This is a genomic window from Escherichia sp. WS1152, from assembly GCF_046487665.1.
Lineage (GTDB): Bacteria > Pseudomonadota > Gammaproteobacteria > Enterobacterales > Enterobacteriaceae > Escherichia > Escherichia coli.
Window position 1 is genome coordinate 151,717 of record NZ_JBJQJA010000010.1, and the last position, 22,619, is coordinate 174,335.

Genomic DNA, 22,619 nt, shown 5'->3' on the forward strand with positions numbered 1-22,619 from the left:
CTTATTGAGTTACGACCTCGTTACCGTTAACGATGGTCTTGGTGATTTTAAAATCAGGTGTGAATGCGGTCAGGTTGGCTACTTTACCTGCGGCGAGTGTGCCGAGACGTTTCTCAACGCCAATCGCACGCGCCGGATAGAGCGTCGCCATACGCAGCACTTCATCCAGTGCGATACCGCAATGTTCGACCAGATTACGCACGCCTTCAATCATGGTTAAGGATGAACCGCTTAACGTACCGTTCTCATCCACACAAAGTCCGTTACGGTAGTATATTGTTTTACCCGCAAAAATGAACTGTTCAATGTTGGCACCTGCTGGCGCGGTGGCGTCGGTAACCAGACACAGTTTGTCGCCTTTAAGGCGTTTAGCGTTACGAATGTTGGCGTAATCAACATGCAGGCCATCAGCGATAATACCGCAATAAATGTCAGCTTCGTCGAGGATCGCGCCCGCCAGGCCCGGTTCACGACCGGTAATATACGGCATCGCGTTGTACAGATGGGTGGCAAAGGTAATCCCCGCGCGGAAACCGGCTTTCGCTTCTTTCAACGTCGCGTTGGAGTGACCGGCAGAAACCACAATCCCGGCATTTGCCAGTTTGCTGATGACTTCCGCAGGAACCATTTCCGGTGCCAGGGTCACTTTGGTAATGACGTCGGCGTTTTCACACAGGAAATCGACCAGCGCGGCATCAGGCTTACGCACAAAATTCGGATTATGGGTGCCTTTTTTTACCAGATTCAGCCACGGACCTTCCAGATGCAGACCTAACGCCTGATTCGGATGTTTTGCCAGGTACTCGCGCATAACGCGCACGCCCTGTTTCATCAGCTCATCGCTGGTGGTGATAAGCGTCGGCAGATAGTTAGTACAGCCTGATTTCTCATTGGCTTTCTGCATGATTTCCAGCGTTTCCACGCTGACCGCTTCAGCGGTGTCGTTAAACTGTACGCCGCCGCAGCCGTTTAACTGCACATCGATAAAACCGGGGGAGAGAATGGCCCCGTTCAGTGAACGTTGTTCGATCTCTGGCGGCAGTTCCGCTACCGGACAGACGCTTTTAATCAGGCCATCAGCGATAACAACCGCGTGGTCATCAAGAAATTCGTGGCCGGTAAAGATTCGGCCTTGGGTTAATGCATACATTCTGACCCCCGATTTTAAAAAATATTGCCCTGAGCAAGGAGCCAGGGCAGGGATAACAATTACAGACCTTTGATATTTTCTGCTTCTAATTCATTGAAATATCTTAAAGTCTTAACTTTCAGCTCCATGGTGGAAGGTTCATCGCACACCATGATCGCTTTTGGATGCAGTTGCAGACAGCTGATGGTCCACATGTGGTTTACGCAACCTTCAACGGCGGCCTGCAGTGCCAGTGCTTTCTGGCTACCCAGCACCAGAATCATCACTTCTTCGGCATCCAGCAATGTACCAACACCGACAGTCAGGGCATATTTTGGCACCTGATTGACATCGTTATCAAAGAAACGAGAGTTCGCGACGCGAGTGTCATGAGTCAGGGTTTTGATACGAGTACGAGAAGCCAGAGAAGACGCCGGTTCGTTAAATGCAATATGACCGTCGTTACCTACACCGCCCATAAACAGATGAATTTTTCCGTAAGAACGGATTTTTTCTTCATACTGGCGGCACTCGGCGTCGATATCCGGGGCGTTGCCGTTGAGAAGGTTGATGTTTTCTGCTGGAATATCAACGTGATCGAAGAAATTACGGTGCATAAAGCTGTAGTAGCTTTCCGGATGCTCTTTCGGCAGACCGACATACTCGTCCATGTTGAAGGTGACAACGTGCTTAAAGCTGACCTGGCCTGCTTTATGCATTTCGACTAACGCTTTATAGGTGGTCATTGGCGTGCCGCCAGTTGGCAGGCCCAGAACAAACGGACGATCAGCAGTCGGTTTGAACGCATTGATACGATTGACGATATGGCGAGCAGCCCATTTGCCGACCTGTTCAGCGGTAGTCAGGGGGATCAGTCTCATTATTCACCTCAATAAGTAAAATGTAAGCCGTTGGCGGATTAGGCATCTTTAAGCGTAACCTGGATTTGCGCAGACAGGCGTCAATCCGACCTGATTTTTTGAATGATAAAATAAGTTTTCTGGTTTAGCCAGTAAAAGGGAGTAATGATAACGATATTTGGTGACAAAACTCACAAAAGACACGCGTTTAATTTGCGATACGAATTAAATTTTCACACACTCTGTGGCAGATGATCTAACAATCTGATTACAGAACATCGGCAGTACAATTTGCAGCACAATAAAAATACGGCTTTAAACGAGCCAAATAGGGTTCTCGTAGGGGGAATAAGATGAATATTTTAGGTTTTTTCCAGCGACTCGGTAGGGCGTTACAGCTCCCTATCGCGGTGCTGCCGGTGGCGGCACTGTTGCTGCGATTCGGTCAGCCAGATTTACTTAACGTTGCGTTTATTGCCCAGGCGGGCGGTGCGATTTTTGATAACCTCGCATTAATCTTCGCCATCGGTGTGGCATCCAGCTGGTCGAAAGACAGCGCAGGTGCGGCGGCGCTGGCGGGTGCGGTAGGTTACTTTGTGTTAACCAAAGCGATGGTGACCATCAACCCAGAAATTAACATGGGTGTACTGGCGGGTATCATTACCGGTCTGGTTGGTGGCGCAGCCTATAACCGTTGGTCCGATATTAAACTGCCGGACTTCCTGAGCTTCTTCGGCGGCAAACGCTTTGTGCCGATCGCCACCGGCTTCTTCTGTCTGGTGCTGGCGGCCATTTTTGGTTACGTCTGGCCGCCGGTACAGCACGCTATCCATGCAGGCGGCGAGTGGATCGTTTCTGCGGGCGCGCTGGGTTCCGGTATCTTTGGTTTCATCAACCGTCTGCTGATCCCAACCGGTCTGCATCAGGTGCTGAACACCATCGCCTGGTTCCAGATTGGTGAATTCACCAACGCGGCGGGTACGGTTTTCCACGGCGACATCAACCGTTTCTACGCTGGTGACGGCACCGCGGGGATGTTCATGTCCGGCTTCTTCCCGATCATGATGTTCGGCCTGCCGGGTGCGGCGCTGGCGATGTACTTCGCAGCACCGAAAGAGCGTCGTCCGATGGTTGGCGGGATGCTGCTTTCTGTTGCTGTTACTGCGTTCCTGACCGGTGTGACTGAGCCGCTGGAATTCCTGTTCATGTTCCTTGCTCCGCTGCTGTACCTCCTGCACGCACTGCTGACCGGTATCAGCCTGTTTGTGGCAACGCTGCTGGGTATCCATGCCGGCTTCTCTTTCTCTGCGGGGGCTATCGACTACGCGTTGATGTATAACCTGCCGGCCGCCAGCCAGAACGTCTGGATGCTGCTGGTTATGGGTGTTGTCTTCTTCGCTATCTACTTCGTGGTGTTCAGTTTGGTTATCCGCATGTTCAACCTGAAAACGCCGGGTCGTGAAGATAAAGAAGACGAGATCGTTACTGAAGAAGCCAACAGCAACACTGAAGAAGGCCTCAATCAACTGGCGACCAACTATATTGCTGCGGTTGGCGGCACTGACAACCTGAAAGCAATTGACGCCTGTATCACCCGTCTGCGCCTTACCGTGGCTGACTCTGCCCGCGTTAACGATACGATGTGTAAACGTCTGGGGGCTTCTGGGGTAGTAAAACTGAACAAACAGACTATTCAGGTGATTGTTGGCGCGAAAGCAGAATCCATCGGCGATGCGATGAAGAAAGTCGTTGCCCGCGGTCCGGTAGCAGCTGCCTCTGCTGAAACTGCTCCGGCAACTACCGCTCCTGTAGCAAAACCGCAGGCTGTACCAAACGCGGTATCTATCGCGGAGCTGGTATCGCCGATTACCGGTGATGTCGTGGCACTGGATCAGGTTCCTGACGAAGCATTCGCCAGCAAAGCGGTGGGTGACGGTGTGGCGGTGAAACCGACAGATAAAATCGTCGTATCACCAGCCGCAGGGACAATCGTGAAAATCTTCAACACCAACCACGCGTTCTGTCTGGAAACCGAAAAAGGTGCGGAGATCGTCGTCCATATGGGTATCGACACCGTAGCGCTGGAAGGTAAAGGCTTTAAACGTCTGGTGGAAGAGGGCGCGCAGGTAAGCGCAGGACAACCGATTCTGGAAATGGATCTGGATTACCTGAACGCTAACGCCCGCTCGATGATTAGCCCAGTGGTTTGCAGTAATATCGACGATTTCAGTGGCTTGATCATTAAAGCTCAGGGCCATGTTGTGGCGGGTCAAACACCGCTGTATGAAATCAAAAAGTAATCTGCTTTATGCCTGATGCGACGCTTGAGCGTCGCATCCAACAATGACAAGCGGTGGAGATCTTCTCTGCCGCTTTTTTTTTCATCAATCATCCCCATAATCTCAGTGAGATTTTCGATTTTCACTAACTAACAGTTGTCAGCCTGTCCCGCTTATAAGATCATACGCCGTTATACGTTGTTTACGCTTTGAGGAATCCACGATGAGTGAGGCAGAAGCCCGCCCGACTAACTTTATCCGTCAGATCATCGATGAAGATCTGGCCAGTGGTAAGCACACCACAGTACACACCCGTTTCCCGCCGGAGCCGAATGGCTATCTGCATATTGGCCATGCGAAATCTATCTGCCTGAACTTCGGGATCGCCCAGGACTATAAAGGCCAGTGCAACCTGCGTTTCGACGACACTAACCCGGTAAAAGAAGATATCGAGTATGTCGATTCGATCAAAAACGACGTTGAGTGGTTAGGTTTTCACTGGTCTGGTAACGTCCGTTACTCCTCCGATTATTTTGATCAGCTCCACGCCTATGCGATCGAACTGATCAATAAAGGCCTGGCGTACGTTGATGAACTGACGCCGGAACAGATCCGCGAATACCGCGGCACCCTGACGCAGCCTGGTAAAAACAGCCCGTACCGCGACCGTAGCGTTGAAGAGAACCTGGCGCTGTTCGAGAAAATGCGTACCGGCGGTTTTGAAGAAGGTAAAGCCTGCCTGCGTGCGAAAATCGACATGGCTTCACCGTTTATCGTGATGCGCGATCCGGTGCTGTACCGCATTAAATTTGCTGAACACCACCAGACTGGCAACAAGTGGTGCATCTACCCGATGTACGACTTCACCCATTGCATCAGCGATGCGCTGGAAGGTATTACGCACTCTCTGTGTACGCTGGAGTTCCAGGACAACCGTCGTCTGTACGACTGGGTACTGGACAACATCACCATTCCTGTTCACCCGCGCCAGTATGAGTTCTCGCGCCTGAATCTGGAATACACTGTGATGTCCAAGCGTAAGCTGAACCTGCTGGTGACCGATAAGCACGTTGAAGGCTGGGATGACCCGCGTATGCCGACCATTTCCGGTCTGCGTCGTCGTGGTTACACTGCGGCTTCTATTCGTGAGTTCTGCAAACGCATCGGCGTGACCAAGCAGGACAACACCATTGAGATGGCGTCGCTGGAATCCTGCATCCGTGAAGATCTCAACGAAAATGCGCCGCGCGCAATGGCGGTTATCGATCCGGTGAAACTGGTTATCGAAAACTATCAGGGCGAAGGCGAAATGGTTACCATGCCGAACCATCCGAACAAACCGGAAATGGGCAGCCGTCAGGTGCCGTTTAGCGGTGAGATTTGGATCGATCGCGCCGATTTCCGCGAAGAAGCTAACAAGCAGTACAAACGTCTGGTGCTCGGTAAAGAAGTGCGTCTGCGTAATGCTTATGTGATTAAGGCAGAACGCGTCGAGAAAGATGCCGAAGGTAATATCACCACCATCTTCTGTACTTATGACGCCGACACCTTAAGCAAAGATCCGGCTGATGGTCGTAAAGTCAAAGGCGTTATTCACTGGGTGAGCGCGGCACATGCGCTGCCGGTTGAAATCCGTTTGTATGATCGTCTGTTCAGCGTGCCTAACCCAGGTGCTGCGGATGATTTCCTGTCGGTGATTAACCCGGAATCGCTGGTGATCAAACAGGGCTTTGCTGAACCGTCGCTGAAAGATGCGGTAGCGGGTAAAGCATTCCAGTTTGAGCGTGAAGGTTACTTCTGCCTCGATAGCCGCCATTCTACGGCGGAAAAACCGGTATTTAACCGCACCGTTGGGCTGCGTGATACCTGGGCGAAAGTAGGCGAGTAATTTTAAGTTTCGCTATGCCGGATGGGGCGTTTACGTCGCATCCGGCAAGGAACAGACAAACAGTTTCAAACGCTAAATTGCCTGATGCGCTACGCTTATCAGGCCTACATGATCTCTGCAATATATTGAGTTTGCGTGCTTTTGTAGGCCGGATAAGGCGTTCACGCCGCATCCGGCAAGAGACATGCAAACAATCCCAAACGCCGCGGTCTGCGGCGTTTTTTTCTGCTTTTCTTCACGAATTAATTCCGCTTCGCAATTTATCCATAAAATAAATTTAAAATCACAAAACATAATTAAATAAAATGTAACCGCTTTCATCTTGCTGGAATTTCACGCTTTTATTCTTCTGCAAGCCTTTCAACCGCAAACTTAAGCCTTGTAACAAAAATCATCAAAATATGTGCGGTTGCTCATGTTCTTACATTCTGGTTACAGAAAGAGATTGATAATTCGCGTCGCGAAAAATAGTCTGTTCCTGTAGTCAGCGAGACTTTTCTCAACGCTACTTTTTTAATTTTTATTTTTTTTCGCTGTTCACCTTTGGTGCAGCAATTTATACGTCAAAGAGGATTAACCCATGCGTACGTTTAGTGGCAAACGTAGTACGCTGGCGCTGGCTATCGCCGGTGTTACAGCAATGTCGGGCTTTATGGCAATGCCGGAGGCTCGCGCCGAAGGATTCATCGACGATTCAACCTTAACCGGCGGTATATATTACTGGCAGCGTGAACGCGACCGTAAAGATGTTACCGACGGCGACAAATACAAAACCAACCTTTCTCACTCCACCTGGAATGCCAACCTCGATTTTCAGTCCGGTTATGCTGCTGATATGTTCGGCCTTGATATTGCTGCGTTTACGGCGATTGAAATGGCGGAAAACGGCGACAGCTCTCACCCGAACGAAATCGCGTTTTCAAAAAGTAATAAAGCCTATGACGAAGACTGGTCCGGCGACAAAAGCGGTATAAGCCTGTATAAAGCTGCGGCCAAATTTAAATACGGTCCGGTTTGGGCGAGGGCAGGTTATAGTCAGCCAACCGGTCAGACGCTGTTAGCGCCTCACTGGAGCTTTATGCCGGGTACTTATCAGGGTGCGGAAGCCGGAGCGAATTTTGATTACGGCGATGCTGGTGCGTTGAGTTTCTCCTACATGTGGACCAACGAATACAAAGCACCGTGGCATCTGGAAATGGATGAGTTTTATCAGAACGATAAAACCACCAAAGTTGATTATCTGCACTCCCTTGGGGCGAAATACGACTTCAAAAATAACTTCGTACTGGAAGCGGCATTTGGTCAGGCAGAAGGGTATATCGATCAATATTTTGCCAAAGCCAGCTACAAATTTGATATCGCCGGTAGCCCGTTAACCACCAGCTACCAGTTCTACGGTACCCGCGATAAAGTTGACGATCGCAGCGTCAACGATCTTTATGACGGCACCGCCTGGCTGCAAGCGTTGACCTTTGGTTACCGGGCGGCTGACGTAGTGGATTTGCGTCTCGAAGGCACCTGGGTTAAAGCTGACGGTCAGCAGGGATACTTCCTGCAACGTATGACTCCAACCTACGCTTCTTCGAACGGTCGCCTGGATATCTGGTGGGATAACCGTTCTGACTTCAACGCCAACGGCGAAAAAGCGGTCTTCTTCGGTGCGATGTATGACCTGAAAAACTGGAATCTTCCAGGCTTCGCCATCGGCGCTTCCTACGTTTACGCATGGGATGCTAAACCTGCGACCTGGCAGAGCAATCCGGATGCGTACTACGACAAAAACCGGACTATTGAAGAGTCTGCCTACAGCCTGGATGCGGTCTACACCATTCAGGACGGTCGCGCCAAAGGCACGATGTTCAAACTGCACTTCACCGAATACGACAACCACTCCGACATCCCAAGCTGGGGCGGTGGTTACGGCAACATCTTCCAGGATGAGCGTGACGTGAAATTTATGGTAATCGCACCATTCACCATCTTCTGATGCCCGACGCGGCAGGTTTTGTGCCTGCCGCACGTTTGAGGAATTTGCTATGAAAAAACTGATTCTCATCGCCATGATGGCATCGGGGCTGGTAGCTTGTGCGCAATCAACCGCGCCACAGGAAGACAGCCGTCTGAAAGAGGCATACAGCGCCTGTATCAACACCGCACAAGGTTCGCCGGAAAAAATTGAAGCCTGCCAGAGCGTGTTAAACGTGCTGAAGAAAGAGAAACAACATCAGCAGTTTGCCGACCAGGAAAGTGTCCGCGTACTGGATTATCAGCAGTGTCTGCGTGCAACGCAAACCGGAAATGATCAGGCGGTGAAAGCCGATTGTGATAAGGTCTGGCAGGAAATTCGCAGTAATAACAAATAAGTGAGAGCTGTAACTCTCGCTTTTCTTATTTCCCTTGCATAAAAAAGCCAACCCGCAGGTTGGCTTTTCTCGTTCAGACTGGCTTATTTGCCTTCGTGCGCGTGCTCATCTTCGCGGCAATCGCCTTCGGCACAGTGACCGTAAAGATAGAGACTGTGGTTAGTCAGGCGAATGCCATGTTTTGCGGCAATTTCACGCTGACGCGCTTCGATGGAATCATCACTAAATTCGATAACCTTGCCGCAGTCGAGGCAGATCAGGTGATCGTGGTGATGTTGCTGTGTCAGTTCAAATACGGATTTACCGCCTTCAAAATTGTGGCGGGTGACGATACCAGCGTCGTCAAACTGGTTCAGTACGCGATATACCGTAGCCAGACCAATTTCTTCACCCATATCGATCAGACGTTTGTATAAATCTTCCGCACTGACGTGATGGTTGTCCGGCTCCTGAAGAACTTCCAGGATTTTTAAACGTGGAAGCGTTACTTTCAGGCCAGCTTTCTTTAGGGCGGTATTGTTATCAGTCATGCGGAATCTGTCCTGTTACTAAGCGGTTCACTTCATTAGAAGAAGTGACAGAATTTGCTCTTGAGATAATGCGTATCATTATAGAATTGCCACGCCTAAATGAAAACCACAAGTCCCTGGCAAATATTGTTAATAAAAACGTGGCACAGCTTACATTTACAACGGCAAGGCCACTTGAACACCGGGACATTGTACAGGTACAACAGCAAAAGTTACAAATTTGTAGCAATTATTTTGATTGGCATTATCTATTAATACGGCGTAGACATGAGTCTACGCCGCATCACATCAGGCATTGAGAATTTCGTCGAGATGCAACTCTTCAGAAATCTGTTTAACCCATTTTTCTACACGTTCAGCGGTCAGTTCCGGCTGACGGTCTTCGTCGATAGCCAGACCGACAAAGTGGTCGTCATCTGCCAGACCTTTTGATGCTTCGAAATGATAGCCCGCAGTTGGCCAGTGACCAACGATGGTTGCACCGCGCGGTTCAATGATGTCGCGGATGGTGCCCAATGCGTCGCAGAAATATTCGGCGTAATCTTCCTGGTCACCACAACCAAACAGCGCAACCAGTTTGCCATTGAAATCAATCTCTTCGAGAGTCGGGAAGAAGTCATCCCAGTCACACTGCGCTTCGCCGTAATACCAGGTTGGGATGCCCAGCAGCAGAATGTCATAAGCTTCCAGATCTTCTTTGCTGCTTTTTGCAATGTCATGGACATCGGCAACGTCTTTACCAAGCTGTTTTTGAATCATTTTTGCGATATTTTCGGTATTACCGGTGTCGCTGCCGAAAAAGATGCCAGTGATAGCCATGAGTGAAATAACCTCTTGAAACTTATTGAAATGGGGGTGGAAAATTGCCCACGGATAAAGGCAATCATAGCAGAACAGGCAGTCTTGCGGAATCAGCAAACGAGCAGGACTGCACACTGTGCTACATGAAAGTGGAAATTTAAACGATGCCCTGACTACGCAGCGCCGCCAGTTGCTGCATTAACATCTCTTCGATCAGTTCGCTACGGCTCATATTGCGCGATTCCGCCAGCTCGTTCAGCGCCTCGACAGCTTCCGCGTTCAGCTTCAGTTCGACACGCTTAAGGCCACGTACTTTGTCGCGTTTTAGTTGGTTGCGTTTATTAATACGCAGCTGTTCATCGCGCGAAAGCGGATTTGTTTTCGGTCGTCCCGGTCGACGCTCGTGCGCGAACAGATCTAATGTCGTACGGTCCGTTTGTTCTTTGGCCATGATCTTGGTGACTTCGGGGGAAACAATCAGCCAGGCCTCTGCCCGGATGGATAGCGCGCCATAATACATCAGCGCGATGAGTCACGCCAACGCCCACGCGCGGAAAGCGACGCGGACGCTGGGTTTTTAATCAGTTGCGTTAATCATTGAGATAGCGACGGATAGCGCGTAATACCGCATCCGGTTTTTCAGCATGGACCCAGTGACCCGCGCCTGCAATCACATGCGCCCGTGCCTGTGGAAATTGTGCCAGTAAATCATCACGGTACTGCTCGCTAACATACGGAGAATTACCACCAGGGATAAACAGGGCAGGGTGATCCCATGCCGGGATTTTCTCCCAACCCACAATATGCGGATACTGATCCCACAATACCGGCACGTTAAAGCGCCACTCCCCGTCAACAAAAGATTTCAACAGAAACTGAATCACCCCTTCTTCATTAAGATGCTGGCGCATTATTGCTGCTGCTTGCTGGCGAGTTTGTGCGTCCGATTCACTGACCGCGTTGATAGCCGAGAAAATCTCATCATGACGGCGTACGTGATAGTCGACCGGTGCGATATCGATCGCCACCAGTTTATCGATGCGATCGGGGGCCAGTGCAGTAAGTGCCATTACCGCTTTACCGCCCATGGAGTGACCGATAAATGTTGCTTTGTCGATCTGCAGTGCATCCAGGGTATCAACAAGATCCTGCGCCATCGTCGGGTAATTCATTACCGGATCTCTCGGTGAAAGACCGTGGTTACGCATATCAACCTGGATGATATTGTGATCGTTTACCAGATCGCGAGCCAGTACGCCAAGGTTGTCGAGGCTGCCAAACAGACCATGGACAAGAACGATGGGAGAATTATTGTGCTGGTTTTGTGCAGTTTGCGCGCGGATATTCAATTTCATGGCAAAGTTCTTTTTTTCGCGTTGTCGGGTTAGGGTATTATGTTGACCATTGTGCCACAGGGCTGCAACAAATAAGGTTTATTCCGAGTTTTTCTGCAAGCCAGGCTTGACGCTATCCGCTGCCGGGATTTATTCATATACTCCTGGCGACTTGTATTCAGCTAAGACACTGCACTGGATTAAGATGAAAACGATTGAAGTTGATGATGAACTCTACAGCTATATTGCCAGCCACACTAAGCATATCGGCGAGAGCGCATCCGACATTTTACGGCGTATGTTGAAATTTTCCGCCGCATCACAGCCTGCTGCTCCGGTGACGAAAGAGGTTCGCGTTGCGTCACCTGCTATCGTCGAAGCGAAGCCGGTCAAAACGATTAAAGACAAGGTTCGCGCAATGCGTGAACTTCTGCTTTCGGATGAATACGCAGAGCAAAAGCGAGCGGTCAATCGCTTTATGCTGCTGTTGTCTACACTATATTCTCTTGACGCCCAGGCGTTTGCCGAAGCAACGGAATCGTTGCACGGTCGTACACGCGTTTACTTTGCGGCAGATGAACAAACGCTGCTGAAAAATGGTAATCAGACCAAGCCGAAACATGTGCCAGGCACGCCGTATTGGGTGATCACCAACACCAACACCGGCCGTAAATGCAGCATGATCGAACACATCATGCAGTCGATGCAATTCCCGGCGGAATTGATTGAGAAGGTTTGCGGAACTATCTAAAACGTTGCAGACAAAGGACAAAGCAATGGCAATCCACAATCGTGCAGGCCAACCTGCACAACAGAGTGATTTGATTAACGTCGCCCAACTGACGGCGCAATATTATGTACTGAAACCAGAAGCAGGGAATGCGGAGCACGCGGTGAAATTCGGTACTTCCGGTCACCGTGGCAGTGCAGCGCGGCACAGCTTTAACGAGCCGCACATTCTGGCGATCGCTCAGGCAATTGCTGAAGAACGTGCGAAAAACGGCATCACTGGCCCTTGCTATGTGGGTAAAGATACTCACGCCCTGTCCGAACCTGCATTTATTTCCGTTCTGGAAGTGCTGGCAGCGAACGGCGTAGATGTTATTGTGCAGGAAAACAATGGCTTCACCCCGACGCCTGCCGTTTCCAATGCCATCCTGGTTCACAATAAAAAAGGTGGCCCGCTGGCAGACGGTATCGTGATTACACCGTCCCATAACCCGCCGGAAGATGGTGGTATCAAGTACAATCCGCCAAATGGTGGCCCGGCTGATACCAACGTCACTAAAGTGGTGGAAGATCGTGCCAACGCACTGCTGGCCGATGGCCTGAAAGGCGTGAAGCGTATCTCCCTCGACGAAGCGATGGCATCCGGTCATGTGAAAGAGCAGGATCTGGTGCAGCCGTTCGTGGAAGGGCTGGCCGATATCGTTGATATGGCGGCGATTCAGAAAGCGGGCCTGACGCTTGGCGTTGATCCGCTGGGCGGTTCCGGTATCGAATACTGGAAGCGTATTGGCGAGTATTACAACCTCAACCTGACCATCGTTAACGATCAGGTCGATCAAACCTTCCGCTTTATGCACCTTGATAAAGACGGCGCGATCCGTATGGACTGCTCCTCCGAGTGTGCGATGGCGGGCCTGCTGGCACTGCGTGATAAGTTCGATCTGGCGTTTGCTAACGACCCGGATTATGACCGTCACGGTATCGTCACTCCGGCAGGTTTGATGAATCCGAACCACTACCTGGCGGTGGCAATCAACTACCTGTTCCAGCATCGTCCGCAGTGGGGCAAAGATGTTGCCGTTGGTAAAACGCTGGTTTCTTCTGCGATGATCGACCGTGTGGTCAACGACTTGGGCCGTAAACTGGTAGAAGTCCCGGTAGGTTTCAAATGGTTTGTTGATGGTCTGTTCGACGGCAGCTTCGGCTTTGGCGGCGAAGAGAGCGCAGGGGCTTCCTTCCTGCGTTTCGACGGCACGCCGTGGTCCACCGACAAAGACGGCATCATCATGTGTCTGCTGGCGGCGGAAATCACCGCTGTCACCGGTAAGAACCCGCAGGAACACTACAACGAACTGGCAAAACGCTTTGGTGCGCCGAGCTACAACCGTTTGCAGGCAGCTGCGACTTCCGCACAAAAAGCGGCGCTGTCTAAGCTGTCTCCGGAAATGGTGAGCGCCAGCACCCTGGCTGGTGACCCGATCACCGCGCGCCTGACTGCTGCTCCGGGCAACGGTGCTTCTATTGGCGGTCTGAAAGTGATGACTGACAACGGCTGGTTCGCCGCGCGTCCGTCAGGCACGGAAGACGCATATAAGATCTACTGCGAAAGCTTCCTCGGTGAAGAACATCGCAAGCAGATTGAGAAAGAAGCGGTTGAGATTGTTAGCGAAGTTCTGAAAAACGCGTAAACACATTAAATAAAAAAAGGGCGGTCGCAAGATCGCCCTTTTTTACTTATGACTACCTGATGCGCTATGCTTATCAGGCCTGCGAGGATGGTGCAATATATTAAATTTGCGCTATTTTGTAGGTCGGATAAGGCGTTCACGCCGCATCCGGCAATTCAGCCCCTAAAGCATAAACCGATAACCAATCCCAGTTTCAGTAATAAAATGGCGAGGCCGGGCCGGGTCTTGCTCCAGTTTTTGTCGCAGATGTCCCATATAAATACGCAAATAATGACTGTGTTCGACCGCGTTTGGCCCCCACACCTGGTTAAGGAGTTGGCGCTGGGTGAGCACTTTTCCGGCGTTGTTGAGCAGCACTGCCAGCAGGCGAAACTCAATCGGCGTGAGATGCACCTCTTCCTCACCCCGGTGAATCACGCGGGCGGCTAAATCGACGGTAACATCGGAGAATTTCACCAGCGGATCGGGCGCGGCGGTGGCGGAGTGGCGGCGTAAAGCGACGCGCAGACGGGCCTGCAATTCGCCAATGCCAAACGGCTTACTTAGATAATCATCCGCTCCGGCATCCAGCGCGGCGATTTTGTCGCTCTCTTCGCTGCGTGCGGAAAGCACAATCACCGGCACCGCGCTCCACTGGCGCAGGTCGCGGATAAACTCAATCCCATCACCATCGGGCAGGCCAAGATCGAGAATAATCAAATCTGGCTTACGGGTAGCCGCCTCCAGCAAGCCGCGTTGCAGCGTTTCGGCCTCATAGACGCGCATCCCGTCGCCCTCCAGCGCCGTGCGCAGAAAGCGACGAATAGCCTGTTCATCTTCAACAATCAGAACGTTTGTCACATATCCTCATGAAATTCTTCAAGTTCAGGAGCGGTTTGCTGGGGAAGTGTAACACGAAAACAGGCACCACCTTCCGGTCGGTTGAACGCGGTAATGGTGCCGCCGTGTACATCCACAATCGCCCGACAAATTGCCAGCCCAAGCCCTACACCCGGGACTGCCGACTCTTTATTCCCACGAGCAAACTTATCAAAAATCGACTGCTCCTGGCCTTGCGGAAGTCCGGGGCCGTTATCCCAGACATCCAGTTGTAGATTTTCGCCCTCAACGTGGGCATCGATACCAATTTCGGCCTGCACACCCGCATATTTCACTGCGTTCTCCAGCAAATTAATCAGCACCCGTTCAAAGAGTGGCCCGTCAACGTGGATTAAGGTCAGCGGTTCTGGCAGAGAAAGATTGATGGGCGACGATAAACCCGGTTCCAGCATTTGCAGCGCGCTGCCGACTACTTCTTCCAGCGTTAACCACTCTTTCTTCAAATTAAAGCCGCCGGACTGAATTCGCGCCATATCCAGTAGATTATTCACCAGTCGGGTAGTGTTCAGCACATGCTGACGAATCTCGCTGGCCTGGCGGGCGTGGGGTGATCCTTCGCTTGCCAGATCGAGCGTTAAGATTTCTGCCTGACCGAACAACACCGTGAGCGGAGTGCGTAAATCATGCGAAAGCGCCGCCAGCAGGGCGTTGCGGATCTGTTCACGTTCGCTTGCCATCCGCGCCTGTTCTTCGCTGGCGGTCAGCGTCAGCCGCTCAAGCGCATTGGCGACTAACAGCGTAAACGTCTCCAGCAGGCGCTGCTGTTCCGGGATCATCAACTGGCGCAGATTCCCCGGTTCCACCACCACCAACCCGTAGGTTTTCTCACCGCTTTTTAACGGCAAAATCTGGTACGGCACGCCGGGTAACGTGTCGGTGCCCGCACCCGCAGGCAGGCCTTTATCAAAACTCCACTGCGCGATGGCATCGTCCCACGGCGTCATTCCTTGCGGATGTGTTAACGGCTGCAATTTACCGTTGTCATCGGGCAACAACACCTGACTGCGGGCATGAAACGTGGAGGCAATAAATTGTTCGCTGGTGGCGGCGATGTCCTGCGGACTGCGGCCCACCGCCAGAGCTTTCGACATTTCATATAAGTGCCGTGTGCGTTGCTCGCGGTAACGGGCTACCCGTGCCTGATAACGCACACCCGCAGTAAGGTTCCCGATCACCAGCCCGACGGTTAACATCACCGCGAAGGTCAGCAGATATTGCACATCAGAGACGGCGAGCGTGCCGCGTGGGGCGATAAAAAAGAGATCGAAACTCACCACATTAATGACGGTAGCAACCACCGAAGGCCAGCGTCCATAAAATAGCGCCACCACCACCACGCCAAGTAGATACAGCATCACCAGGTTGGCGGCATCAAACGCCATCAGCCACTGCATGGCAATTAAGGTGATAACGGCGCATAACGCGGCGGCAACCACGCATCCCTGAATCTGTACCCGCCACTTGTCTTTAAAAGAGCGGCTATCCGGCGCGTTGTTAATCGTGCGGGCGGGTGGTTCATCAAGCGCGACCAGCACCTGATCGAGATCGGGGGCGATGCGCGCCAGTCGGTCAGCAAACGTTTCCCGACGCCACCAGCGGCGCGAGGCTGGGCGACCGAGAATAATCTTGCCGAGATTATGTTCACGGGCATAACGCACTACCGCTTTCTCTTCCGCTGGATCAGAAAGTGTTGCCGTCTCCGCGCCCAGCTCCTGCGCCAGACGTAAGGCGCTGAGAATTGCCCGACGTTTTTTCTCCGGTAAGCGATGCAGGGCAGGGGTTTCAACATACACCGCGTGCCAGACGCTACCCAGCCGCGCCGCCAGCCGCGCCGCCGCGCGGACCAGTTTCTCACTGCCGGTGTTATGGCCGATGCATAAAAGGATCGCGTCGCGCGTGTGCCAGACTTTCTCTTCGCCAGGATGCCCCCGCCAGGCGCGCATTTGCTCATCAACGCGATCGGCAGTACGGCGCAGTGCCAGTTCGCGCAGGGCGATCAGATTGCCTTTGCGGAAAAAATGTTCAATGGCGCGCTCCGCCTGCCCGGCAATATAGACTTTGCCTTCTTTCAGCCGCTGGCGCAGATCGTCCGGGGGCAAGTCCACCAGCACCACGTCGTCGGCGGCATCGAAAAAAGGATCGGGCACGGTTTCCCGTACCTGAATTCCGGTGACGCCGCTGACCACATCATTCAGACTTTCCAGATGCTGAACGTTGACGGTTGTGAAAACATCAATGCCAGCTTCCAGCAGTTCTTCGATATCCTGCCAGCGTTTAGGATGACGAGAACCTGGCGCATTACTGTGCGCCAGTTCGTCCATTAAGATCAGCGCCGGACGGCGGGCGAGGGCAGCATCGAGATCAAACTCGCTGATGTGCCGCCCACGGTACGCCAGGCGTTTTGGCGGCAGAACAGCCAGCCCTTCCAGCATTGCGGCGGTATCTTTCCGCCCGTGGGTTTCTACCACGCCAACCACAATATCCAGCCCTTGCGCCCGCAGTCGCTGGGCTTCCGCCAGCATCGCCCAGGTCTTCCCGACGCCTGCACAGGCACCGAAGAAAACTTTCAGCTTCCCCCGATGCGGCGCGGCAGTTTGTTCCAGCAGACGATCGGGGTCGGGACGTAAGGGTTCGTTATTCATCAAGTTTATCCAGCGCCAGATTGAGTTCGACAATGTTGACGACCGGCTGGCCGATATATTTCACCAGTGGTTGTTGGCTGTATTTTGCGATCAGTTGCGTGAGCTGTTCAACGCTGAGATTACGCGCTTTCGCTACGCGTGGGATCTGCCAGGCCGCCGCTTGTGGGGTGATGTTATTGTCCAGCCCGCTTGCCGATGCCGTCACCAGTTCAACCGGAACGCTCGTGCTGGCATCCGGGTTAGCGGCCCGTAATGCGGCAACGCGTGCGGCTATCTGTTTATCCAGCTCCGGGTTACTGACTGCCAGATTGCTCCCGCCAGAAGCCTGTGGATTATAGGGCATTTCTGCCGTTGCCGACGGGCGACCCTGAAAATAGCCGTTGTCGGTAAAATTCTGCCCGATTAATGCCGAACCGCGCACCGTATCACCTTCACGGATCAACGAACCGTTGGCCTGCCAGGGAAACCACCATTGCCCCAGCGCGGTGGTCAGCAGCGGGTAAACGCCGCCAGTAATCAATAACAGAAAGATAAATGTCGATAACGCCGGACGTAATCCACGCATGGTAAACCTCACACCAGACCGCAAACGGTCAGCAGTAAATCAATGATTTTGATACCAATAAACGGCACCAGCAGCCCACCCAGACCGTAAATCCATAAGTTACGGCGCAACATGGCAGAAGCGGTAAGCGGTTTATAACTCACACCTTTTAACGCCAGGGGAATCAAAAAGACGATAATCAAGGCGTTGAAAATGACCGCACTGAGAATGGCGGAGTCGGGCGAATGCAGGCGCATGATGTTCAGCGCATTTAACTGCGGATACGTTGCCGCGAACGCCGCCGGAATAATGGCGAAGTATTTCGCCACATCGTTGGCAATGCTGAAGGTGGTCAGCGAGCCACGGGTCATCAGCATCTGTTTGCCAATGTGCACCACCTCGATCAACTTGGTCGGGTTAGAGTCGAGATCCACCATATTGCCCGCTTCTTTCGCCGCCTGAGTACCGGAGTTCATCGCCACCGCGACATCTGCTTGCGCCAGCGCCGGAGCATCGTTGGTGCCGTCGCCGGTCATCGCTACCAAACGACCTTCCGCCTGATACTGACGAATCAATGCCAGCTTGGCCTCCGGTGTCGCTTCGGCGAGGAAATCATCGACGCCCGCTTCTGCAGCTATCGCGGCGGCAGTCAGACGGTTATCGCCGGTAATCATCACCGTTTTAATGCCCATTTGGCGCAGTTGCGCGAAGCGTTCTTTAATGCCGCCTTTAACGATATCTTTCAGCGCAATAACGCCCAGCACACGAGAACCTTCCACCACCACCAGCGGCGTGGCCCCCTGACGCGCAACCTGATCGACTTTTTGATCAACATCGGCAGGGAAGTGACCACCGTTAGCCTCAACATGGCGGCGAATGGCATCGACAGAACCTTTACGGATCATGCGGTTGTCGATGTTGATCCCGCTCATCCGGCTTTGCGCAGTAAACGGTACAAAGGTGGCATGGAGCGACTGCACATCGCGCTCGCGCAGGTTAAAACGCTGCTTGGTGAGGATCACAATACTGCGGCCTTCCGGCGTTTCATCAGCCAGCGAAGCCAGTTGTGCGGCGTCAGCCAGCGTTTTTTCATCCACGCCCTGCGCAGGGATAAACTCCGATGCCTGACGGTTACCGAGTGTGATGGTGCCGGTTTTATCCAGCAGCAGAACGTCAACGTCACCTGCCGCTTCAACTGCACGTCCGCTGGTGGCAATCACATTCGCGCCCAGCATCCGACTCATCCCGGCGACGCCGATCGCTGACAACAGGCCGCCAATAGTGGTTGGGATCAGACAGACCAGCAGCGCCACCAGTACCGTTACACTGACTGCATTACCGCCCCACGCAGAAAACGGCCACAGCGTGGCGGTTGCCAGTAAAAAGACGATAGTCAGGGCAATCAGCAGGATGGTCAGGGCAATCTCGTTCGGCGTTTTACGTCGCTGTGCGCCTTCCACCATCGCGATCATCCGATCCAGAAATGTCTCGCCGGGGTTAACGCTACACTCAATCACCAGCCAGTCAGAAAGAATACGCGTGCCGCCAGTGACGGAGGCAAAATCGCCACCGGATTCACGGATCACCGGTGCCGATTCCCCGGTGATGGCGCTTTCATCGACCGATGCGCCGCCTTCAATGACTTCACCATCGCAGGGGATAATATCGCCAGCTTCTACCAGCACGATGTCACCTTTACGCAGTTGATCGGCAGGAACTTTGTCTGCCACAGCGCCATATTTCGGTTCGCGCAGCTTGCGAGCAAAAGCAGTTTTTTTCACCCCTTTCAGACTGTTGGCCTGCGCTTTACTGCGGCCTTCTGCCAGCGCCTCGGCGAAATTAGCGAACAGTACGGTGATCCACAGCCAACCGCTAATGGCCGCGCTAAACAGCGCATTGCCGGGCATCGCACCGCTTGCCATCGCGATGCTAATACAGGTGGTCAGCAGACTGCCGATCCAGACGATAAACATCACCGGATTGCGCCATTGCGCCTGCGGGTTTAATTTTTTCACCGCTTCTTTCAGCGCCTGAACGACAAGTGTTGGTTCGAATAGCGCCAGTTGTTTACGACTCATATTCAGTGCTCACTCAATATCATCAGGAGAGATATTCCGCCACCGGACCAAGCGCCAGGGCAGGGATAAAGGTCAGTGCGCCAACCAGCAACACGGTGCCGATTAACAGGCCAACAAACAGCGGGCCGTGCGTTGGCAGCGTGCCGGAGCTGGCGGGTTGGCTCTTTTTACTCACCAGCGAACCGGCAATTGCCATCACCGGGATAATCACCCCGAAGCGACCGACAAACATGCAGAACGCCAGTAAACAGTTCCAGAACGGAGAGTTGGCGCTTAATCCGGCAAAGGCGCTGCCGTTGTTGTTAGCGGCGGATGACACGGCGTACAGCACTTCGCTAAAACCATGCGGGCCAGGGTTGAGCATGGCGCTACGTCCGGCGTCGGTCATCATTGCCAGCGCCGCGCCCATCAGCACCAGCGTCGGGGTGACCAGAATCGCCAGTGCAGTCAGTTTCATCTCACGTACGTCGATTTTTTTACCCAGATATTCCGGTGTACGACCAATCATCAGCCCGGCAATAAACACCGCCAGCAGGACAAACAGCATCATGCCGTAAAGACCAGAACCGACACCGCCGAATACCACTTCACCAATTTGCATCAGCCACATCGGCACCATGCCACCGAGAGCGGTAAACGAATCATGCATCGCAATCACCGCGCCACAGGACGCCGCCGTAGTCACGACCGCAAACAGGCTACTGACCAGCACGCCGAAACGGCTCTCTTTACCTTCCATATTGATGCTGCTGTCTGCGCCGAGCGCCAGCAGATGAGGATTACCCTGAACTTCTGCCCACATCACCACGCCTACGCAGATGACAAAAATCACTGACATCGCCCACAGCAACATGCGCCCCTGGCGGCGATCGCCCGTCACTTCACCAAAGGCAAAGCACAGCGCTGTTGGGATCAAGAAGATCGCCAGCATCTGCACGAAGTTGGTCAGTGCGGTTGGGTTTTCAAACGGATGCGACGAGTTGGCATTAAAGAAGCCACCGCCGTTAGTACCGAGCATCTTGATCGCTTCCTGAGAAGCTACTGGCCCCATGGGTAACAGCTGTTGCGCTCCTTCAACGGTATTCACTGCCTGATAGGGCAGAAAGTTTTGCAGCGCACCTTGTTGAATAAAAAACAGTGCGATCAACAACGCCACAGGGACTAGCACCCATAACGTGATGCGTAGCAGATCGACCCAGGCATTCCCGAGTGTGCTCATGCTCTGGCGGGTAAACGCGCGGATGAGGGCAAAAATCACCGCAATCCCGCTGGCGGCAGAAAGAAAGTTTTGCACCGTTAAACCCGCCATCTGGCTGAAATAGCTCAACGTGGTTTCACCGCTGTAAGCTTGCCAGTTGGTATTGGTGACAAAGCTGACGGCGGTATTCAGCGCCAGATCCCACGACAGCCCCGGCAGTTGTTGCGGATTAAGCGGCAGATAGTTCTGACCGAGCAACATAAAAAACAGCACCGCCAGCCCCAGCATATTCAGGCCAAGAATGGCTGAGAGATACTGCTTCCAGTTCATCTCACGGTCAGAGACGCCAAGCGCGCTAAAGAGTACGCGTTCAACGCCCGCTGTACCTGGAAGAGGAATGTCATTAATCAGCCGCGCCAGCCCGCTGCCTAAAGGACGCGCCAGCACCATTAACACCAGTAAAAACGTGGCGATCAGTAAGAACCCTTGCGCAGCCATCAGAACGCCTCCGCATTGATCAGGGCATAAACCAGATAACCCAGTAATAAAAACACCAGCAATACGCCGGTTATCACGCCTGCACTCACAGTGCACCTCCAGTGGCCTAAAAGTGATACCGGAAGGGTAGAATTCTGGCTGCAAAGATTTCGCAAAAATCTGCGGACGGGGTGTAAAAAAAGTATAAAAATGGCAAAAGCCATGATTTAACTAATGTTTAGTATTAATTTAACTTTTGTGTAACTTAATTACAGGGTGAATGTAAATAAACCATCAATAAGCAAAAATAAGTGGTCGGATGAGTAGTAAAATTACACAAAAGGCGGTACTATTTTCATCAGATAAACAAATTCATTTTCCGGTGCCATTCACCGGGTAGATACAAAAGGGGGAGAAAAGTATGGAACTCTACAGAGAATATCCAGCATGGCTTATCTTTTTACGCCGTACTTATGCGGTTGCAGCGGGCGTTCTGGCGCTGCCTTTCATGCTTTTCTGGAAAGACCGCGCCCGCTTTTACAGCTACCTGCATCGCGTCTGGTCGAAAACCAGCGATAAACCGGTGTGGATGGATCAGGCCGAAAAGGCAACCGGTGATTTTTATTGATTGCTGAGTTCTGAATACATTGAAAACCGCCAGCGGAAACGCTGGCGGTTTTTTGTATCAGGAAGATGTTCAGAGGAATATTTAGACACCGTTATACCAATCGAAACATATATTCATGAAATATATATAAATATTTTCCTAATTGTTTCTATCTGACGGATATCTCACTTAAGGCTTTCTTATAAATCTGTAGGGTTTTGCCTGTCAGCGGACAAATAACCCGATAATACAAGGATGAGCAGATGAGCGGAAAACCGGCGGCGCGTCAGGGCGACATGACGCAGTATGGCGGTAGCATTGTCCAGGGTTCAGCCGGGGTACGTATTGGTGCCCCCACCGGCGTGGCCTGTTCGGTGTGCCCCGGCGGGGTGACGTCCGGCCATCCGGTCAATCCGCTGCTCGGTGCAAAGGTCCTTCCCGGTGAAACCGACATCGCCCTGCCCGCCCCGCTGCCGTTCATTCTCTCCCGCACCTACAGCAGTTACCGGACAAAAACGCCCGCGCCGGTGGGGAGCCTCGGCCCCGGCTGGAAAATGCCTGCGGATATCCGCTTACAGCTGCGCGATAACACA

21 protein-coding genes are annotated in these 22,619 nt (G+C 52.5%); 8 read left to right on the forward strand and 13 right to left on the reverse strand.

Features of this window, described 5'->3' with window-relative positions; genetic code table 11:
• Position 1: 1 nt before the first annotated feature.
• Both nagA and nagB read right to left on the reverse strand, forming a co-directional pair.
• A complete protein-coding gene (gene nagA / locus ACJHW7_RS16865) occupies positions 2 to 1,150 on the reverse strand; it encodes an N-acetylglucosamine-6-phosphate deacetylase (RefSeq protein WP_000271153.1) in 1,149 nt (382 codons plus the stop codon).
• Positions 1,151 to 1,209: 59 nt separating this feature from the next.
• The gene (gene nagB / locus ACJHW7_RS16870; RefSeq protein ID WP_001237072.1) at positions 1,210 to 2,010 is read right to left on the reverse strand and encodes a glucosamine-6-phosphate deaminase; all 801 of its coding nucleotides are present in this window, start codon (positions 2,008 to 2,010) and stop codon (positions 1,210 to 1,212) included.
• 332 nt (positions 2,011 to 2,342) lie between these two features.
• On the opposite strand from nagB, the gene nagE reads away from it, so the two are divergent.
• The 4 genes from nagE to chiQ all read left to right on the forward strand — a co-directional run bounded on the left by nagE (position 2,343) and on the right by chiQ (position 8,519).
• Positions 2,343 to 4,289 (forward strand): PTS N-acetyl glucosamine transporter subunit IIABC, encoded by a 1,947-nt coding sequence (gene nagE, locus ACJHW7_RS16875; RefSeq protein ID WP_021556590.1) that lies wholly within the window; start codon positions 2,343 to 2,345, stop codon positions 4,287 to 4,289.
• Between the two features lie 202 nt (positions 4,290 to 4,491).
• The gene (glnS, locus tag ACJHW7_RS16880; protein ID WP_001287134.1) at positions 4,492 to 6,156 is read left to right on the forward strand and encodes a glutamine--tRNA ligase; all 1,665 of its coding nucleotides are present in this window, start codon (positions 4,492 to 4,494) and stop codon (positions 6,154 to 6,156) included.
• Positions 6,157 to 6,736: 580 nt separating this feature from the next.
• A complete protein-coding gene (chiP, locus tag ACJHW7_RS16885; RefSeq protein ID WP_072847875.1) occupies positions 6,737 to 8,143 on the forward strand; it encodes a chitoporin ChiP in 1,407 nt (468 codons plus the stop codon).
• Between the two features lie 49 nt (positions 8,144 to 8,192).
• Positions 8,193 to 8,519: a ChiQ/YbfN family lipoprotein gene (chiQ, locus tag ACJHW7_RS16890; RefSeq protein WP_000733592.1), complete on the forward strand. Its 327-nt coding sequence runs from the start codon at positions 8,193 to 8,195 to the stop codon at positions 8,517 to 8,519.
• A gap of 83 nt (positions 8,520 to 8,602) precedes the next feature.
• Here the strand turns inward: chiQ and fur are convergent, their stop codons facing one another.
• The 5 genes from fur to ybfF form a co-directional block, all read right to left on the reverse strand.
• On the reverse strand, positions 8,603 to 9,049 hold the full coding sequence (gene fur, locus ACJHW7_RS16895; RefSeq protein ID WP_000131702.1) for a ferric iron uptake transcriptional regulator: 447 nt from the start codon (positions 9,047 to 9,049) through the stop codon (positions 8,603 to 8,605).
• A complete protein-coding gene (gene uof, locus ACJHW7_RS16900; protein WP_001406816.1) occupies positions 9,042 to 9,128 on the reverse strand; it encodes a fur leader peptide in 87 nt (28 codons plus the stop codon). The genes fur and uof overlap by 8 nt, the downstream gene beginning before the upstream one ends.
• A 209-nt stretch (positions 9,129 to 9,337) precedes the next feature.
• Complete coding sequence (fldA, locus tag ACJHW7_RS16905) at positions 9,338 to 9,868, reverse strand: flavodoxin FldA (protein WP_001018618.1); 531 nt, start codon at positions 9,866 to 9,868, stop codon at positions 9,338 to 9,340.
• A 139-nt stretch (positions 9,869 to 10,007) separates the two neighbouring features.
• Positions 10,008 to 10,301 carry a LexA regulated protein gene (gene ybfE, locus ACJHW7_RS16910; RefSeq protein WP_001300829.1) on the reverse strand — a complete coding sequence of 98 codons (294 nt, stop codon included), beginning with the start codon at positions 10,299 to 10,301 and terminating at the stop codon, positions 10,008 to 10,010.
• A gap of 139 nt (positions 10,302 to 10,440) precedes the next feature.
• On the reverse strand, positions 10,441 to 11,205 hold the full coding sequence (ybfF, locus tag ACJHW7_RS16915; protein ID WP_000773297.1) for an esterase: 765 nt from the start codon (positions 11,203 to 11,205) through the stop codon (positions 10,441 to 10,443).
• Positions 11,206 to 11,389: 184 nt separating this feature from the next.
• On the opposite strand from ybfF, the gene seqA reads away from it, so the two are divergent.
• Both seqA and pgm read left to right on the forward strand, forming a co-directional pair.
• Positions 11,390 to 11,935 carry a replication initiation negative regulator SeqA gene (gene seqA, locus ACJHW7_RS16920; RefSeq protein WP_000848387.1) on the forward strand — a complete coding sequence of 182 codons (546 nt, stop codon included), beginning with the start codon at positions 11,390 to 11,392 and terminating at the stop codon, positions 11,933 to 11,935.
• Between the two features lie 25 nt (positions 11,936 to 11,960).
• A complete protein-coding gene (gene pgm, locus ACJHW7_RS16925; RefSeq protein WP_001297249.1) occupies positions 11,961 to 13,601 on the forward strand; it encodes a phosphoglucomutase (alpha-D-glucose-1,6-bisphosphate-dependent) in 1,641 nt (546 codons plus the stop codon).
• A gap of 162 nt (positions 13,602 to 13,763) precedes the next feature.
• On the opposite strand, the gene kdpE is transcribed toward pgm, so the two are convergent.
• The 6 genes from kdpE to kdpF are packed head-to-tail and all read right to left on the reverse strand — an operon-like array spanning position 13,764 to position 21,529.
• Positions 13,764 to 14,441 (reverse strand): two-component system response regulator KdpE, encoded by a 678-nt coding sequence (gene kdpE, locus ACJHW7_RS16930; RefSeq protein ID WP_000186102.1) that lies wholly within the window; start codon positions 14,439 to 14,441, stop codon positions 13,764 to 13,766.
• Positions 14,438 to 17,122: a two-component system sensor histidine kinase KdpD gene (gene kdpD / locus ACJHW7_RS16935; RefSeq protein ID WP_021556591.1), complete on the reverse strand. Its 2,685-nt coding sequence runs from the start codon at positions 17,120 to 17,122 to the stop codon at positions 14,438 to 14,440. The genes kdpE and kdpD overlap by 4 nt, the downstream gene beginning before the upstream one ends.
• Positions 17,115 to 17,687, reverse strand: a complete 573-nt coding sequence (gene kdpC, locus ACJHW7_RS16940) for a K(+)-transporting ATPase subunit C (RefSeq protein WP_001307675.1) — start codon at positions 17,685 to 17,687, stop codon at positions 17,115 to 17,117. The genes kdpD and kdpC overlap by 8 nt, the downstream gene beginning before the upstream one ends.
• Before the next feature lie 8 nt (positions 17,688 to 17,695).
• Entirely contained in the window at positions 17,696 to 19,744 is a 2,049-nt protein-coding gene (gene kdpB / locus ACJHW7_RS16945; protein ID WP_021556592.1) for a potassium-transporting ATPase subunit KdpB, read from the reverse strand.
• A 22-nt stretch (positions 19,745 to 19,766) separates the two neighbouring features.
• Positions 19,767 to 21,440 carry a potassium-transporting ATPase subunit KdpA gene (gene kdpA, locus ACJHW7_RS16950; protein WP_021556593.1) on the reverse strand — a complete coding sequence of 558 codons (1,674 nt, stop codon included), beginning with the start codon at positions 21,438 to 21,440 and terminating at the stop codon, positions 19,767 to 19,769.
• The gene (kdpF, locus tag ACJHW7_RS16955; protein WP_001272653.1) at positions 21,440 to 21,529 is read right to left on the reverse strand and encodes a K(+)-transporting ATPase subunit F; all 90 of its coding nucleotides are present in this window, start codon (positions 21,527 to 21,529) and stop codon (positions 21,440 to 21,442) included. The genes kdpA and kdpF overlap by 1 nt, the downstream gene beginning before the upstream one ends.
• Positions 21,530 to 21,840: 311 nt before the next feature.
• Between kdpF and ACJHW7_RS16960 the strand changes: the two genes are divergently transcribed.
• On the forward strand, positions 21,841 to 22,047 hold the full coding sequence (locus ACJHW7_RS16960) for a YbfA family protein (RefSeq protein WP_000424924.1): 207 nt from the start codon (positions 21,841 to 21,843) through the stop codon (positions 22,045 to 22,047).
• A gap of 242 nt (positions 22,048 to 22,289) precedes the next feature.
• Positions 22,290 to 22,619, forward strand: a 330-nt coding sequence (locus ACJHW7_RS16965) for a DUF6531 domain-containing protein (RefSeq protein WP_000014991.1), incomplete at its 3' end; no start/stop codon positions are given.

Bases quoted from the DNA above. Each gene is read 5' to 3' on its own strand.
- glnS (WP_001287134.1), top strand. From the start codon at position 4,492: ATGAGTGAGGCAGAAGCCCGCCCGACTAACTTTATCCGTCAGATCATC.
- nagB (WP_001237072.1), bottom strand. From the start codon at position 2,010: ATGAGACTGATCCCCCTGACTACCGCTGAACAGGTCGGCAAATGGGCT.
- ACJHW7_RS16960 (WP_000424924.1), top strand. From the start codon at position 21,841: ATGGAACTCTACAGAGAATATCCAGCATGGCTTATCTTTTTACGCCGT.
- kdpC (WP_001307675.1), bottom strand. From the start codon at position 17,687: ATGCGTGGATTACGTCCGGCGTTATCGACATTTATCTTTCTGTTATTG.
- seqA (WP_000848387.1), top strand. From the start codon at position 11,390: ATGAAAACGATTGAAGTTGATGATGAACTCTACAGCTATATTGCCAGC.
- nagA (WP_000271153.1), bottom strand. From the start codon at position 1,150: ATGTATGCATTAACCCAAGGCCGAATCTTTACCGGCCACGAATTTCTT.
- ybfE (WP_001300829.1), bottom strand. From the start codon at position 10,301: ATGGCCAAAGAACAAACGGACCGTACGACATTAGATCTGTTCGCGCAC.
- ybfF (WP_000773297.1), bottom strand. From the start codon at position 11,205: ATGAAATTGAATATCCGCGCGCAAACTGCACAAAACCAGCACAATAAT.
- kdpA (WP_021556593.1), bottom strand. From the start codon at position 21,440: ATGGCTGCGCAAGGGTTCTTACTGATCGCCACGTTTTTACTGGTGTTA.
- fur (WP_000131702.1), bottom strand. From the start codon at position 9,049: ATGACTGATAACAATACCGCCCTAAAGAAAGCTGGCCTGAAAGTAACG.
- chiQ (WP_000733592.1), top strand. From the start codon at position 8,193: ATGAAAAAACTGATTCTCATCGCCATGATGGCATCGGGGCTGGTAGCT.
- nagE (WP_021556590.1), top strand. From the start codon at position 2,343: ATGAATATTTTAGGTTTTTTCCAGCGACTCGGTAGGGCGTTACAGCTC.
- chiP (WP_072847875.1), top strand. From the start codon at position 6,737: ATGCGTACGTTTAGTGGCAAACGTAGTACGCTGGCGCTGGCTATCGCC.
- pgm (WP_001297249.1), top strand. From the start codon at position 11,961: ATGGCAATCCACAATCGTGCAGGCCAACCTGCACAACAGAGTGATTTG.
- fldA (WP_001018618.1), bottom strand. From the start codon at position 9,868: ATGGCTATCACTGGCATCTTTTTCGGCAGCGACACCGGTAATACCGAA.
- uof (WP_001406816.1), bottom strand. From the start codon at position 9,128: ATGATACGCATTATCTCAAGAGCAAATTCTGTCACTTCTTCTAATGAA.
- kdpD (WP_021556591.1), bottom strand. From the start codon at position 17,122: ATGAATAACGAACCCTTACGTCCCGACCCCGATCGTCTGCTGGAACAA.
- kdpB (WP_021556592.1), bottom strand. From the start codon at position 19,744: ATGAGTCGTAAACAACTGGCGCTATTCGAACCAACACTTGTCGTTCAG.